This window comes from Sulfurospirillum sp. HTRB-L1, from assembly GCF_059415125.1.
On record NZ_JCAHZR010000001.1, the window covers coordinates 357,377 to 372,077 of the forward strand.

General features: G+C 45.9%; 11 protein-coding genes. 7 read left to right on the forward strand and 4 right to left on the reverse strand.

Going from position 1 to position 14,701, the window contains the following annotated elements; genetic code table 11:
* Positions 1 to 56 precede the first annotated feature (56 nt).
* Positions 57 to 1,469, reverse strand: a complete 1,413-nt coding sequence (locus AC5SLM_RS01685) for a COG3400 family protein (RefSeq protein ID WP_495249190.1) — start codon at positions 1,467 to 1,469, stop codon at positions 57 to 59.
* Positions 1,470 to 1,502: 33 nt separating this feature from the next.
* Between AC5SLM_RS01685 and tgt the strand changes: the two genes are divergently transcribed.
* Complete coding sequence (tgt, locus tag AC5SLM_RS01690; protein WP_495249191.1) at positions 1,503 to 2,621, forward strand: tRNA guanosine(34) transglycosylase Tgt; 1,119 nt, start codon at positions 1,503 to 1,505, stop codon at positions 2,619 to 2,621.
* Here the strand turns inward: tgt and AC5SLM_RS01695 are convergent.
* On the reverse strand, positions 2,618 to 4,423 hold the full coding sequence (locus tag AC5SLM_RS01695) for a GGDEF domain-containing protein (protein ID WP_495249192.1): 1,806 nt from the start codon (positions 4,421 to 4,423) through the stop codon (positions 2,618 to 2,620). The genes tgt and AC5SLM_RS01695 overlap by 4 nt on opposite strands.
* 110 nt (positions 4,424 to 4,533) lie before the next feature.
* Positions 4,534 to 5,823: a histidinol dehydrogenase gene (gene hisD / locus AC5SLM_RS01700; protein ID WP_495249193.1), complete on the reverse strand. Its 1,290-nt coding sequence runs from the start codon at positions 5,821 to 5,823 to the stop codon at positions 4,534 to 4,536.
* A 151-nt stretch (positions 5,824 to 5,974) separates the two neighbouring features.
* On the opposite strand from hisD, the gene AC5SLM_RS01705 reads away from it, so the two are divergent.
* The 6 genes from AC5SLM_RS01705 (at position 5,975) to AC5SLM_RS01730 (ending at position 13,792) form a co-directional block, all read left to right on the forward strand.
* The gene (locus tag AC5SLM_RS01705) at positions 5,975 to 6,793 is read left to right on the forward strand and encodes a PhnD/SsuA/transferrin family substrate-binding protein (protein ID WP_495249194.1); all 819 of its coding nucleotides are present in this window, start codon (positions 5,975 to 5,977) and stop codon (positions 6,791 to 6,793) included.
* Positions 6,790 to 9,174, forward strand: a complete 2,385-nt coding sequence (locus AC5SLM_RS01710) for an EAL domain-containing protein (RefSeq protein ID WP_495249195.1) — start codon at positions 6,790 to 6,792, stop codon at positions 9,172 to 9,174. Before AC5SLM_RS01705 ends, AC5SLM_RS01710 begins: the two co-directional genes overlap by 4 nt.
* Positions 9,175 to 9,354: 180 nt before the next feature.
* The gene (locus AC5SLM_RS01715; protein WP_495249196.1) at positions 9,355 to 10,362 is read left to right on the forward strand and encodes a sensor histidine kinase; all 1,008 of its coding nucleotides are present in this window, start codon (positions 9,355 to 9,357) and stop codon (positions 10,360 to 10,362) included.
* Complete coding sequence (locus tag AC5SLM_RS01720; RefSeq protein ID WP_495249197.1) at positions 10,359 to 11,039, forward strand: response regulator transcription factor; 681 nt, start codon at positions 10,359 to 10,361, stop codon at positions 11,037 to 11,039. Before AC5SLM_RS01715 ends, AC5SLM_RS01720 begins: the two co-directional genes overlap by 4 nt.
* 3 nt (positions 11,040 to 11,042) lie before the next feature.
* Positions 11,043 to 12,356 carry an NAD-binding protein gene (locus AC5SLM_RS01725; protein WP_495249198.1) on the forward strand — a complete coding sequence of 438 codons (1,314 nt, stop codon included), beginning with the start codon at positions 11,043 to 11,045 and terminating at the stop codon, positions 12,354 to 12,356.
* A complete protein-coding gene (locus AC5SLM_RS01730; RefSeq protein ID WP_495249199.1) occupies positions 12,338 to 13,792 on the forward strand; it encodes a TrkH family potassium uptake protein in 1,455 nt (484 codons plus the stop codon). Before AC5SLM_RS01725 ends, AC5SLM_RS01730 begins: the two co-directional genes overlap by 19 nt.
* 13 nt (positions 13,793 to 13,805) lie before the next feature.
* Here AC5SLM_RS01730 and AC5SLM_RS01735 read toward each other — a convergent pair whose 3' ends face one another.
* Entirely contained in the window at positions 13,806 to 14,657 is an 852-nt protein-coding gene (locus AC5SLM_RS01735) for an ion transporter (protein ID WP_495249200.1), read from the reverse strand.
* Positions 14,658 to 14,701 lie beyond the last annotated feature (44 nt).

The following is a 14,701-nucleotide window of genomic DNA, read 5'->3' on the forward strand; positions in this document are numbered from 1 at the left end:
GTGTTCGTCTTTGTGCGGTTTTAGATTAATTTTAACCCAAGAGCCCTTAAAAAGGGCTATGAACTGGTTGGGATAAAGAGTTGGTAGCTTTTGTCAAGGCGGTGAGAAAGTTGTTCCAAATCTGTGGAAAAAATTGCAAAAGGCGAATGGTTCACGATTTTTTCATAAAACGGAACAAATTGCAGTAAATCTTGACGGTTTTGGAGGCGGATGATGGGATTGATTTCATCATCTTGAATCACCTCTACGTCCTTATCAAACAGCTTGGAAAGGTTTTCAAAATGCTCCACCAAACTGCTACGTTGGCTCTTTTTCTCAGGGTCGTAATGGTACAGATTGACTTCCAGATTGAGTTGCGAAGAAAAATCCAAAATAACGGATGATTCTTTTTCAATCTCCTCGCTATCGCTGGCCAAGATTGCCCCTGTTTTGAGGCTTGAAAAGCCCCACTTTCCAATCTTAAACACCGGCAACTTTGTACGGTAAAACAAGCGTTTATATGCCTTAAAATACGCGCTGCTTGTCACCACCAACCCCACATCGTACGCGCCCACATCTTTGAGCAATACGGCGGCGGGCGTGGTGGCAAAATAATCCACGCTCACGTTAATGTGCCCATTGGGGAGGGTTTTGAGTTTTTCAAGCATCTCGCAAGGTTTGGGGTTGATGAGCTTTACATGTAACTTTTTACTGTTGATTTTTGAGTGCAATAACATGGTGTCATTGAGAATATCGCGCATTTGGGATTCATTCATGCGTTGCATGTCGATGAGGCAGTAGATGTTGTTGCCAAAAGGTGAGGGAAATTGGCCGATTTCTTGCTTGACACTTTTAAACACATTCATCAATACCATCGGATCGCCGATGGCGAGCATAACGTCGTTGGGTTGAATCATGAGTGTCGGGCGCGTCAAAATAAGCGCATTATTGCGATAAATAGCCACAATGCGCCACTTTTTTTGTTGGATACTGGCGATATGACGGTACACGTACGCGCTACCGATGGGGATTTGGATTTCCATGATTTCCCCGGCTCCAAGGCCTACGTTTTGAGCAATCACAGGCATGTTAGGAAGATAATCTGAAAAACGCGACGCCAACACCTCCCGCGAATCAATCATGAGCAAGTTTTCATCTTCCAAAGAAACGCCCCAACGGTCCATCAGTACAATCTGAATTTTTGGGTCGATTTTGCGAATGTTGTGGTACGAAGCGATGGCGTCAAGTTCCTTGCTCACCAAAATCATAATCTGTGCAAACTCTTTGTGAAGTACCAACGAAAGCTTGGGTTCGCTGGTGGGGTCAAAATCTAAGAACTTAAAATTTTCGGGGATTTTTAGGCCTTCTGGCAAGGTCTTTTGACGGTACGTCACCACGGTGTAGTGGTTCTCACTGCCTTTGTGTGCCATAACTCTTTCTAAAAAATGTTTCGCTAGAATGCCATCGGCAATAATCAAAATCTTCTTCATTGCTGCTCCATAAAAAAAGGATAGTATACCAAAATGCACTTTGACTTAGAAGCAACCGACGGGCACGCCCGCGCAGGCACCCTTACCACAGCACATAGCACCATCCAAACCCCTGTTTTTATGCCTGTTGGCACTGTGGGCAGTGTCAAAAGCCTTGACGCCCACGACATGACCGACATCCTTGATGCCAAGATTATTTTAGGCAACACCTACCACCTTTACTTGCGTCCTGGCGATAACGTGGTGCAAAAGATGGGAGGCTTGCACGGCTTCACCCACTACGACCGTAGTTTTTTGACTGACAGTGGCGGGTTTCAAGCCTTTAGTTTGAGCGACATCTCCAAAGCCGACAAAGATGGCATCACCTTTAAAAGCCACATTGATGGCTCCACCCACTACTTTACCCCTGAAAAAGTCCTCGACATTCAAGGCAACCTAAACTCCGACATTATGATGATTTTAGACGACCTCGTTGCGCTTCCTGCCACAAAGGAGCGCATCGCCCTTTCCATCGAACGCACCACTGACTGGGCCAAACGTTCCATCACCTACCACCGCGCCAATCAAGCCCAAGGAAAGGCGCAAGACCAAAACATCTTTGCCATCATCCAAGGGGGCACCGACCCTGAGTTTCGCCGTATCAGTGCCACCCAGTTGTGCGAGATGGATTTTGATGGGTTTGCCATTGGAGGGCTTAGTGTGGGCGAACCCAACCAAGCCATGTACGACACCGTAGAGCTCACCACGCCTTTGATGCCCACCCACAAACCTCGCTACCTCATGGGTGTTGGAACCCCTGAAGATTTGGTCGAAAACGTCAAACGGGGGGTAGATATGTTTGATTGCGTGATGCCCACGCGCAACGCGCGCAATGGCACGCTTTTTACCAGCTTTGGGAAGCTCAACATCAAAGCCGCCCGCTTTCAAACGGACGAGTTGCCCATCGACCCCGCGTGCGATTGCTTTACATGTAAGCGGTATTCGCGCAGTTATCTCAGCCACCTCTACCGCGCCCGCGAATTGACCTTTTTTCGCCTTGCATCCTTGCACAACTTGCACTATTACCTGAGCCTCATGAAGCAAATGCGTCAGGCCATTTTGGCAGGAAAATTTGAAGGGTTTTATCGGGATTTTTACGCCAAGCGGGGTTAAAACCCTCCCGCTTGGTCCCACATTTCTTCCGTAAAGCGTATACAGCGGTTGCGCCCTTGGGCTTTGGCTTGGTAGAGTGCCACGTCGGCAAATTTGATGGCGTGCCAAAAACCGTCTGTGTCGTGGGGAAACTCACACACCCCCACGCTTATTGTCTTTTTCAACACGCCTGTGGGAATCTTAAAGCTCGTCTCTTCCACTTTTTTGCGAATCTTTTCTGCTACTTCCATCCCCTCACCCGCTTCCACATCCACCAATAACATCAAAAATTCTTCGCCACCAAAACGAATCACCACGTCTGATTCACGGATGGCGCCTTGCAAGATGCGTGAAGTCTCCTTAAGAAGCGTGTCACCCACATCATGGCCGTGTTCGTCGTTGACTTGCTTAAAATAATCCATGTCACACATTAAAAGTGCAATTTGCTTACCGCGCCGCAAGACCCCCGAGATGATTTGCGTCGAGTGGTCTTGCAAAAAGCGTCGGTTGTACAAGCCTGTTAGACTGTCTACCAAAGAGGATTCGCGCAAGGTGTTTATCAGCTGTTTGGTTTCGATGACCGAAAGGGAGTGTTTGATGTAGGTTTGCGCCTTGAAAAGTTGGGTTTGCACTCTCGCCCCATCGCCCTCTTCTGCCTTTGAAAAGACAAACTGCACCACGCCGCTTGAGCGCCCGCCTGCCACCAAAGGAACGCACACGTGGTGGTGGGTTTGGGTTTCCCTAAACTGACGGCACACGCCCTCAAACTCAAAAGAAGAGATGGTATGACCAGTTTTTTTCGCCCGACACAAGCACGCATCGTGCAAGATTTCAGGGGCGCACAACATGGCCTCTTCGCCCCCAAGGGCAGGCTCCACAAGGCGCATGGTGTTTTTAGCGTTATTGATGTCAAAAATACGGCACGCCTTCATGCCCGCTTGACGCTCAAAGACTTCTGCCAAACGGGTGTAGACCATCTCCAAGGAGCTGTCTTCTTCGATGACTTTTTTAAACACCGTCACCCCGTAAATCGTGTCCACAAGGGCGTTGAACTCTTTAGAGAGGGTGCCAATCTCATCCTCTGAGGTGACTTGCATTTTTTTACCCAAATCCACCTCCCCAATCCCGATAGCATGAATCTGGTCGGTAATTTGCGCGATGGGTCGAGCAAAGGCGTTGGTCAGCCAACGGGTAAAGATGAACAGGAGTATCGAAGCGATAAAAATCGCCAAAGCGATGGTGTTGATGGCGATACGAATAGTGTCGTTAATCTGCCCCTCGTAGCGGGCAAACTGGGTGTTGGTGTGGGCCAAAAAGGCACCCAGCGTGGTGTCTGCTCTTAAAAGCGAAGCGTGCAAGGCTTCCCCGTTTAAAACAACTTCACTGGTCTCTTGAATCTGCCCCAAAAGGGTTTTTAGCAGTGCCGCTCCTTGTTCATCTTCCCGTGCAAGGGCACGGTTTAACACTTCAAAGACATTGCCCTCCCCTAGCGCGTCTGAAGGCTTCATGAGCGCAATGGAAACGTGCTGGTACATCTGGTGCAAATTTGCTAAAACCTTGTCACTTCGCTCTTCGCGCGCCCCTTCGATGCTTCCTTGCATCAAAGGCTGCAAGGCCAACGCAAGGCGCAAACTGGGCAAGGCGGTGCTAGAAACTTGGGAGTAGCGAAAATGCACGAAGGTCAATGACCCCACGGCCAAAACGCCAATAACCATAAACCAAAACAAGGTACCAACGCCAAAAAAGGTAAATTTACGACGAATAGGAAGGTTTATAAAAGTAAGCAGTTGCACAAACCGCTTCCAAAACGAAGAAAAATGCATGGGGAAAACCTTTGGCACAAAAGTGTCAAAAGTATAATTAAAAAAGCGTCAAAGAAACCTTAAATATTGCTAAATAAATTAAAGTTAGCTTTACATGTAAAGCCTTTTTACTATTTCAAGCGCTCTTTTAAAGAGGCTTCGTGGGCAGTTAACCCTTCGCAGTTTGCCAAGAGTGCGCAGGCAGGGCCAATGGCATCAAGCCCTGCTTTGCTCATGGAAATGATGGAAGATTTCTTCATAAAATTTTCCACATTTAAAGGCGAATAAAACCGTGCCGTGCCCCCTGTGGGAAGGGTGTGGTTAGGCCCAGCAATGTAATCCCCGATGGGTTCGGGCGTATGGTGCCCCATGAAAATCGCCCCCGCATGGCGGATTTTAGGAAGCAAATCAAAGGGATTTAGCGTCATCACCTCCAAGTGTTCTGGGGCGATTTCATTCATGAGTGCCACCGCTTCGTCCATGTCGCGCACAACAATGAAAGCACCGCGTTTTTGGATAGACTCACGCGCGATGGCTTCGCGGCTAAGATTGGGCAAATAGGCTTTTACCTCTTCTATCACCGCTTTTGCCAGCGCCTCATCTGGGGTAATAAGAATAGAACTTGCCATCTCATCATGCTCTGCTTGGGAGAGCAAATCAATGGCTACAAGGCGGGGATTAGCGGTACTATCCGCCAAAATCCCAATCTCACTGGGTCCAGCAATCATGTCAATGTTCACATCCCCATAGACCATTTTTTTCGCCGTTGCTACAAAGATATTGCCCGGTCCGGTGATGACATCTACCTTAGGAATCGTACCTGTGCCATACGCCATGGCCGCGATGGCGCTCGCCCCGCCCACCTTGTAGGCATGGGTGATGCCACACAAATGCAAGGCCGCAAGCAAGAGGTGATTTAGCTCATTATTCGGCGCAGGGGTGCACACCACTATCTCCTTCACGCCTGCCACAAGGGCGGGAATGGCGTTCATGAGAAGGGAGCTTGGATAGGCCGCTTTTCCTCCGGGGATGTACAGCCCTGCCCTGTCCACTGGGGTGACTTTTTGTCCCAACACAGTGCCGTTTTCTTCGTACGTCATCCACGATTTTGGAAGCTGTTTTTGGTGGTAGGTACGAATGCGCTCATAGGCTACATGTAAAGCACTTTTAAGGGTCGCATCCAGTGCTTCGTAAGCCGCTTTCATGGCGTTTGTGTCGATGCGCATGTGGCTAGGCGCGCTAGGTTTCCATTTGTCAAACCGCGCGATGTGCTCACTAAGGGCTTCATCGCCCCGTGTTTGAATCTCTTCAATGATACTTTGCACCACGGGCGTTACGGTGCGCATGTCCATCTTTCCACGTCCTAAAAGGGTTTGAAACTGTTCCTTAAACGTGCTCTCGTGTGTATAAATACAGTGCATATTTAGTCCTAGTGGTGGTACTTTTTTGGGATTGTAGCAGAGTTTACATGTAGACTGGTTTAATGGCATTTTTTCACATAAGGTTAAAAAAAATAACCTTATGATACACTAACCAAAAATTGTTACACAAACATCACGCACGAGGCCTTGTATGCGCAACATCTTTTTTCTTTTCCTGTGTTTTAGCGCCTTGCTCTTCGCCAAACCGCACACCTTGCGTTTTGCGCCACTTCCCATGCTTAAATCTGAAATTGTACTGCAACAATACGAAGGAATTTTTTCCTTTTTGTCTCAAAAATTAGACGTGACGTTTGAGATTGTCTACTTCACCGATTATGAAAAAATACTCGAAGCCCTCGCCAAAAACCATGTTGACATCGCCCACCTTGGCCCCCTCCCCTATGCCCAACTTTTGCACAAGAACATCCCCGTGCAACCCATTGTCCAGTTTTTAAACGAAGAGGGAAAAAGCACCTATACGTGTAGCCTCATCACTGCACATCATGCGCGCAATCTACCCCTTGAACAGCACACCATCGCCCTCACCCAACCCCTTTCCACCTGTGGATTTTTAAGCATGTCATACCTTTTAAAACGCGAAGGCCTCGCCCTTGAAACGCTTCCTTATGTTTATGCCGACACCCACACCAACGTCATTTTAAAACTCCTCCTCGGCGAAGCCCATAGCGGCGGAGTAAAAAGCTCTGTCTTTAATGAGTACAAACACTTAGGACTCATCGAGCGAGGCCGTAGCGAAGCCTTGCCTGGATTTTTATGGGTAGGGTCTGCCGCGCTTTCAGGTGCCTTGGTTCAAGAGATTCAAGATGCTCTCCTTTTTCTTGAACCCGAAGGAAAAGACGCCCAACGCATGGAGGCGTGGGCGGGTGCATTCAAATACGGCGCCGCTTTGCCAAACCCAAGTGCGTACGAAGAAGTCTTGGCTTTGTACCTTAAAACGGTGTCTCCATGATTATCTCCAATGCCCTAGGTCGCCGCATTTCCATTCGTTCCAAATTGGCCTATCCTATCTTTTTTATCTGTATCGTGTGCGTGTTATTTGGGACACGTGTTATTGAAAACAACCTCAATAAGCGCATTTACACCCAACAAGAAGAAGAGATGGTGCTTTTTTCTAACCACCTTTTATATGCCCTCAAAACAGACTTTGAAACCTTGTTTTTGACTTTTGGTAAAAATCCTTCTTTTTTCCAAAGCGCCAGTACTGCCGCCCAAGAAGAGAGCATCAACCGCTTGCGCAAGCTTCTCCAAAGCAGTGCTTACCAAGCGTATATTTTGCTCCCAGAACAACAAAAAATCCACCTCACTCCCGTTGAAAACCCCTTGCCCCTTGTCTCTACGCTCAAACCCCAAACTTTTCAAAAACTAAACGGTTATTTTGCCTATAAACACTATTTTTACCCGTGGAATTGGGAGCTTGTTTTATTAAAAGAGAGCAGTGTTGTACAACACATCATTACCAACAACTCCCTTCTTGTCTCCGCCACGATTTCTGTGTTGATGGTTGTGATTATCATCTTTCTTTTACTGGTCATTCGCATCGTCATTCAAAAACCTTTTGCGCGGCTTTTTAAACACCTTGAAGAATTAGGAACCAACCTTGACACCCCGCCCCTCGCCCTTTCAACCTCCAAAGAAACCTTTGCCTTAAGCCAACACATCAATGCCATGAGTCAAACCTTGCGTGAAAAAAATGCAACGCTCTTGCATCAAAAACAGCGCTACCACGACATCCTAAACGCCCAACCCTCCCTTGTCTTTGTTACTTCTGGTGAAGATATTCACTACGCCAACGCCACCTTTTTTGACTTCTTTGACGCCTATGCAACCTTAGAAGCGTTTAAAAAAGAACACCGCTGCGTGTGTGATTTTTTTGAACCCGTGGAACAAAGTGATTTTGTACACAAAACAGAAAATGGCGAATGGCTTATGCAGGTTCAACATGCTGCCACCCCCCAAAAAGCGATGATTATTAAAAATGGCCACGAATACATCTTTACCTTGCTTGCAAATTCCCTAAGAGGAACAAAAGAAGAGTGTGTTGTCACCATGACAGACATCACACCATTAGAGCATTACAAACGTCTTTTGGAAAAAGGTAAAGAAGAGCTAAGCCGTCAACTCCATACCGACAAACTCACCCAGCTTCCCAATCGTCTAAGCCTCACCACTGCCCTTTCCATTGCACGTACGGGCTCATTGGCGCTTTTTAATATTAACGACTTTAAAGAAATCAACGATTTTTACGGGGTAAAAACAGGAGATAAGCTCTTAAGAGAGTACGGCGAACGTCTTGGAAAGCTTGGTAAAACGAAAAATGTCAGCGTCTTTAAACTTTCCGCCGATGAATACGCCCTTTTCTTCCCTCATTTTCTCGACGAGGCATCCGTCATCACAACCACCACATTTTTCCTAGAAACCATGAACCAAGAGCTCTTTTTTGACCTGAGCGCGGCGCGGCGCATTAGCGTTAGTACTAGCGCTGGGTTAACAATCAATACTTCAGGAGAAAAAGCCCTCGTGGAAGCAGATATTGCCCTCAAAACAGCCAAGAAAAAGCAAAAACCCCTCCTAACCTTTGATGAGTCCCAAGAAACGCAGGCCAAGTTTGCCACCAATATCGAATGGGCCAATCGCCTCAAAGAAGCCTTTGCGCAAGATAAAATCGTGCCCTACTTCCAACCCATCTTCAACAACACCACAGGGCAGATAGAAAAATACGAAGCCCTTGTGCGCATGCTTGATGCCAACGATGAGCCCATCGCTCCTTGCTTCTTTTTAGACGTGGCTAAAAAATCACACCAATACTTCCAACTCACCGAAACGATGATTGAAAAAACCTTTGAGTTTATGCAAAACAAGCCCTTTGATTTTAGCATCAACCTCTCAGAAAGCGATCTTATGGATTACTCCATCAACTCCCTCATCGTTGAAAAACTCAAAAAATATGGCCACGGCAACCGCGTAGTGTTTGAGATTGTGGAGACAGAGCGGATTGATGATTACGAATTGGTTGCGCGTTTTGTCCAAGAAATCAAACACTACGGCGCCAAGATAGCCATCGACGATTTTGGTTCAGGATTTTCCAACTTTCAGCACGTGGCCAAGCTCAATGTGGATTACATCAAAATCGACGGTTCGTTGATTCAAAACATTCTCTTTGACGCCAACTCGCTCGCTATCGTAGAAAGCATCCACGCTTTTGCTTCGCGCCTTGGCATCAAAACCATCGCCGAGTACGTGGAAACCCTCGCTATTTACGAAAAAATCAAAGCCATCGGCATCCACTACACCCAAGGATATTTTATCGCCCCGCCAAGCCCAAGACTTTAATCCACATCGTAAAATTTTGATATTTTTTTGACACCATGCGGGGTATAATCCTCTACATGTAAACACAAAGGGGGTTCAAATGGACTCACTATCGACAATTTTACTGTATGTAGGCGGGGATACTATTTTGGTGATACTTATTGGTCTTATTGCATTAAAACTCGCGCAAACATTATTTTAATGAATCGCCATTATTTTATTTTTATCATCATACTTGGGCTTGTGACACTTTTTAGCCACCTTTTACGGCCCTATCTCGAACTGATCAACATTACGCTTTTGCACCTGATTCCTGTTTTAGTGATTGCCCTTAGGGGCAAAATGATAGCAACATTTCTAGCCTCTTTAATCACAGTTATTTTGCTCAATGTGCTGTATGTGCCACCGCTATACAGCTTCACGGTGGATGATGTGTTTTACCTTTGGAGTTTTCTTATTTTCTTTATCGTGGGTGGCCTAGTAACTTCTCAAGCTAAAAAAATTCAAGCAAGCAAGATTAAGGAGATTCTTCTTAACACACTCTCCCATGACCTAAAAACCCCACTCTCTTCCATTCTTGGAAACACAACCTTGCTTTTAGAACAACCTAAACTCTCCCTCCAATCTCAGTTAGATATTTTGCAAGAAATCAAAACCTCTAGCGAGCAAATGAACCGTCTGGTTGCCAGTTTGCTTGACAATGCGCGCCTTCAAGGGGGCGATTCGGCGTTAAGAATGGACTGGTGCGATTTAGAAGACAGTTTGGGTGTTGCCTTGCAAGAATTTTATCACGATGAAAACAAACTGAAGCTTTCGCTTCAACATGACCTGCCTTTGTACTGGGGTGACCAAGAGCTTCTTGTGCGCTTATTTGTGAATCTACTGGATAATGCCTTTAAATATTCTCCTCCCAATCAAGCCGTTCATATCAAAATCACCTACGCCAAAGATAAGGCTTTTTATATTCGTTTTTTCAACCACGCTTCCCCCGTTAACGCAACCGAAATTGCCAATATTTTTGACATTTTTTACCGTCTTGAAACGGCTGCAGATATCAAAGGAAGTGGCATTGGACTCTCTATTTGCAAAAAAATCGTTCAAGCACACAAAGGAAGCATAGAGGCAGTTTCACAACATGGGGGTATTGTTTTTTACATCACACTTCCTGTACTCAAACATCCACCCCGTCTTTTCAAGGAAAATACATGATTCTCATCGTTGAAGATGATCGCGCTATTGCTACCTTGCTTGCGCGTTTTTTTGAGCAAGAACACACAAAAACACTGGCAGCCAACTCCAAAAATGTTGCGTTGCGTCTTTTACGCGCGCACCCTTTTGAGGCAGTCATTCTCGACCTTGGCTTGCCCGATGGAGACGGAAAAACCCTTATTCAAACCATCCGAAAAGACCTTAATATTCCCATCATCATCCTCTCGGCACGGCAAGAGGAAGCAGAAATCATAGCGTGCTTAGATTTAGGAGCGGATGATTATGTCACAAAGCCTTTTTCTGCCAAAGAACTTTTTGCGCGCATACGTTCAGCCAGTCGAAGAAGTGGTAGCGCACCTCTGATACAAAGTAGCTACACAGCAGGAGAGCTAATCCTCAACACCCAAAACCACACACTCACAAAAAATGCCATCCCTATTAAACTCACCCCTACTGAGTTTTCTTTATTGCAGTTTTTTATGCGCCACCCCAACCAAGTCCTAACCCACAAGCACATCCTTAAAGAAGTGTGGGGTGTGGGGTACCAAACCCAAACCCAATACCTTCGCACCTATATCAATACGTTGCGCAAAAAGATTGAAGCCGACACAACACGACCCAAATATATCCAAACCGAATCAAGTATCGGGTACCGATTTTTTCAACTACAGGAGTAATGCATGACCATTATTATTGCGGGTGCTGGAAGGGTGGGTTTTCGCCTTGCCCGCACCCTAAGCCCAAAACATGATGTTATTATTATGGACCAAAACGAAGAGGCACTTAAAAGACTCAATGAGAGCATTGATGCTCTGACGCTTTATGCCAACGTGGAAGACCCCCAAAGTTACGAAGCCCTTAAAGGGAAGACCTATGATTTTTTCATAGCCGTAACCGATTCGGATGAAATCAACCTGGTGTGTTCGTTGATTGCCGATGAGAAGATTTTGGTGAAACGTAAAATCATTCGCTTAAAAAATCAGTTTTTTGCCAAAAGCTCCATTGCTTCAAAAATCGGCATCACCGATGCTGTGTTTCCCTTTAACACGGTCGCCGAGACAGTAAAATCCCTTGCCCTAAACCCCATCGCCAACAATGTCAAATGTTTTAAAGGCTTTCCTCAAAAACTCATCAGTATCCGCACAAATATAACCAATACTCAACCTATTCTTCTGGCCTCACTTGCCTCAGAAGCGATTAAAATCGTGGGGGTTGACCGAGAAGGCGATTTTTTCATCCCTAGCGCTCAAGAACTACTCCAACCCAATGATGTCATTTTTTGTTTCGGAATCCCTGAGGCCATCCAAGCCCTTGGAGAAAAGCTCCAAAACTCGCCAATACGAAAAAACAGATGTGGGGTTATTTTTGGGGCAAATATACTAGGCATTGAGATTGCCAAAGCACTCATTGAAAGTGGCATGACCATCAAGCTCATCGAAAAAGACCTTGGGCTTTGCACTCAAGCCTCCCAACTGTTGCAAACCAACGCAACGGTTATTAACAGCAAATATGGAGATTACCGCCTCTATCAAGAAGAGGGGCTTACAAGTGCTGATATACTTATTGCTGCTACTGCCAATGACAATGAAAACATCGTTAAGTGCATTGAAGCCAAAGAACTTGGCATTAAGCGCGTCATCGCTGTTAATAATGACATCGAGCATTATCGGCTCATGCACACTTTGGGCATTATTGCCCTAAGGGGGCCAAAAATGAATGCTTTTTACGCCATTATGGAGATTATTAATTCCAATGTCATGGTAGAGGAGCGGCATTTTTGCGGAGGAAGTGCACTCTCCTTTGTGCGGCGTTTTGAAAAAGTTCCTTTCTCTCTTTCCAAAAATCCAGCGCCCGAGGCGTTGATTTTTTACATGCAACACAATCACCTGAGTACAAGCTTTCAAGCACTTAATCCCGATGAACCTTTTACCTTGTTTGCTTTTGCCAAACGTATCCATGAAGAAGGAGTCCGCACGTGGATAAATATTCTGTAAAAAATATTGCCAAATTGCTCAGCATTACAGGGGTGGCCTTGGGGATATTTTTGCTTTTACCTATAGGTGCAGGGGTTTACTATGATGAGAATATGTCACAATTTGGCGTGTTTGTTGCATGCTTTATTGGACTCAATGGCGCGCTTTTCCTGAGTGTACGCACCCACACGTTTACCCTAAGCCTTAAAGAAGGAATTTTGGGAGTCAATCTTATCTGGTTACTTGCGGGGGTTGCAGGGGGTGTTCCTTTGTGGCTCTATAGCGACATTCGTCCCATGCAAGCTTTCTTTGAAGCCATTAGCGGTTTTACGACCACAGGAGCCACGGTTTTTACCGACATTGAAGCGCTTCCTTACGCACTTTTAATGCTACGTTCTTTAATGCAATGGCTTGGTGGCATGGGGATTTTAGTCTTGGGCGTCGGGCTTTTTTCACTCATTAATCCCAGTGGCTCATTGGCCCTTTTCAAGGCCGAAGCTAGCGGGGTAAAACTGGAAAAAATAACCCCTAAAATCAAAGACACCGCGCTCATGCTTTGGGCAATTTATTTTGCCCTAACCTGTCTCAACACACTCTTGCTCTACCTGCAAGGTTTGAGTTTTTTTGACGCCCTCAATCACGCTTTTTGTACACTCTCCACCGGTGGTTTTTCAACCAAAAACAACTCATTTGGAGCGTTTTTTGACACCCCATTAGCTCTTTGGACAACAACGTGCTTTATGCTACTTGGAGGTGTCAATTTCTTAGCACATTTCAAACTCCTCCAAGGAAGCACCGAAGGGTATCGTTATGAGGAGACCCGCTGGTATGGGGCTATCTTTCTTTTTCTTGCTTTTGCCCTCACCATTGTTGGACTTGTGGCTGCCGAGCTTTCTTTTTTCGACACACTAACCCATGCTTTTTTCAACATCGCCTCTTTGCTAACTACCACGGGCTTTGCTTCAACTGACTATGAAATGTGGGGACAATCGGCTGTTGCCGTGTGTTTTGTCGCCATGCTTATCGGGGGAAACGGCGGGTCAACTTCAGGCGGCGTAAAAGTTGTGCGTTTTATTATTATCTCCAAGGTTGCATTTGGAGAAATCAAAAAAATCATCCACCCCAATGCCATTTTTGGGATATTTATGAATAAAAATCTGGTTAGCACCTCCCTTATAACGGCGACTTTTGGATTTATAATGTTATTTATTTTAACCAATGCCATGATTGTCATCTTCTTGTTTGCTTCAGGCTATGACGCACTTACAAGCATTTCTGCTGCTATTGCTTGTGTGGGAAATGTAGGTCCGGGGTTTGCCTTAGTGGGGCCAGCGCAACATTATGCTTTTTTTAGTGATGCGGAAGCCTTTGTCTTGGCGCTAGGTATGATTGCGGGAAGGCTAGAAATCTACACTTTTTTTCTTATTTTCTTTACCGGATTTTGGAAGCGTTTTTAACATAACGCTTCCCTTATGAAGATTTTGAAAAATCATAGCCGCAGTGAAAACAAAAATTAGCATCCAAACGGTGTTGGGTTTGGCCACACTGCGAACACGCGCGTCCGTCTTTTTTTTCGCGCAAAGAAGAGGCCAATTCTGCCGTGTAAATCCCCGTTGGTACAGCGATGATGCCATAACCTATTAAGATTAACACCGAAGCCACCAAGCGTCCAGAAACAGTCACGGGCGCGAGGTCTCCGTACCCCACAGTAGAAACACTCACAAGCGCCCAATACATCGAAAGCGGGATGCTTGTGAAGCCATTTTCTGGCCCTTCTATTAAAAAAATAAGCGCGCCAAAGACGGTGATAATGGCCAGCATGGCCAATAAAAATACAAGAATCTTACGCCAACTGTTTTGCAAAGAATCCAGCAATATGCTACTTTCTTGTGTATAGCGGCGCATGTGTAGCACTTCAAAAATACGCAAAATACGCAGCACGCGCAGCACGGCAAGGTATTGCGTGCCGGGGATAAAAAGAGATAAAAACATGGGCAACAAGGCGAGCAAATCAATCACACCGTAAAAACTACGGGCAAAACGCAAAGGACTTTGCACCACGCTCAAACGCACCACGTATTCAAGTGTAAAAAGAAGCGTAAACACCCACTCAAGAAGAAGAAACGTGTCCCTAAAATGCCCTTGCAACACGCTCACTGAGTCCATCAGTGCCACCATCACACTGGCCAAAATAATCCCAATCAACGTCACATCAAAGGCAGTACCCGCACGCGTATTGTGTGCGAAAATAACTTCAAATACTTTCTTTCTCCACGCCACATGTTCATGGGGGTCGGGAAAGTGAAATCTACTCTTTTGCACGTTTTTCTCCTAGGTTTTGGGTCTTTAAAACAGCCCAAACGCCT

Bases quoted from the DNA above. Each gene is read 5' to 3' on its own strand.
- AC5SLM_RS01685 (WP_495249190.1), bottom strand. From the start codon at position 1,469: ATGAAGAAGATTTTGATTATTGCCGATGGCATTCTAGCGAAACATTTT.
- tgt (WP_495249191.1), top strand. From the start codon at position 1,503: ATGCACTTTGACTTAGAAGCAACCGACGGGCACGCCCGCGCAGGCACC.
- AC5SLM_RS01695 (WP_495249192.1), bottom strand. From the start codon at position 4,423: ATGCATTTTTCTTCGTTTTGGAAGCGGTTTGTGCAACTGCTTACTTTT.
- hisD (WP_495249193.1), bottom strand. From the start codon at position 5,823: ATGCACTGTATTTATACACACGAGAGCACGTTTAAGGAACAGTTTCAA.
- AC5SLM_RS01705 (WP_495249194.1), top strand. From the start codon at position 5,975: ATGCGCAACATCTTTTTTCTTTTCCTGTGTTTTAGCGCCTTGCTCTTC.
- AC5SLM_RS01710 (WP_495249195.1), top strand. From the start codon at position 6,790: ATGATTATCTCCAATGCCCTAGGTCGCCGCATTTCCATTCGTTCCAAA.
- AC5SLM_RS01715 (WP_495249196.1), top strand. From the start codon at position 9,355: ATGAATCGCCATTATTTTATTTTTATCATCATACTTGGGCTTGTGACA.
- AC5SLM_RS01720 (WP_495249197.1), top strand. From the start codon at position 10,359: ATGATTCTCATCGTTGAAGATGATCGCGCTATTGCTACCTTGCTTGCG.
- AC5SLM_RS01725 (WP_495249198.1), top strand. From the start codon at position 11,043: ATGACCATTATTATTGCGGGTGCTGGAAGGGTGGGTTTTCGCCTTGCC.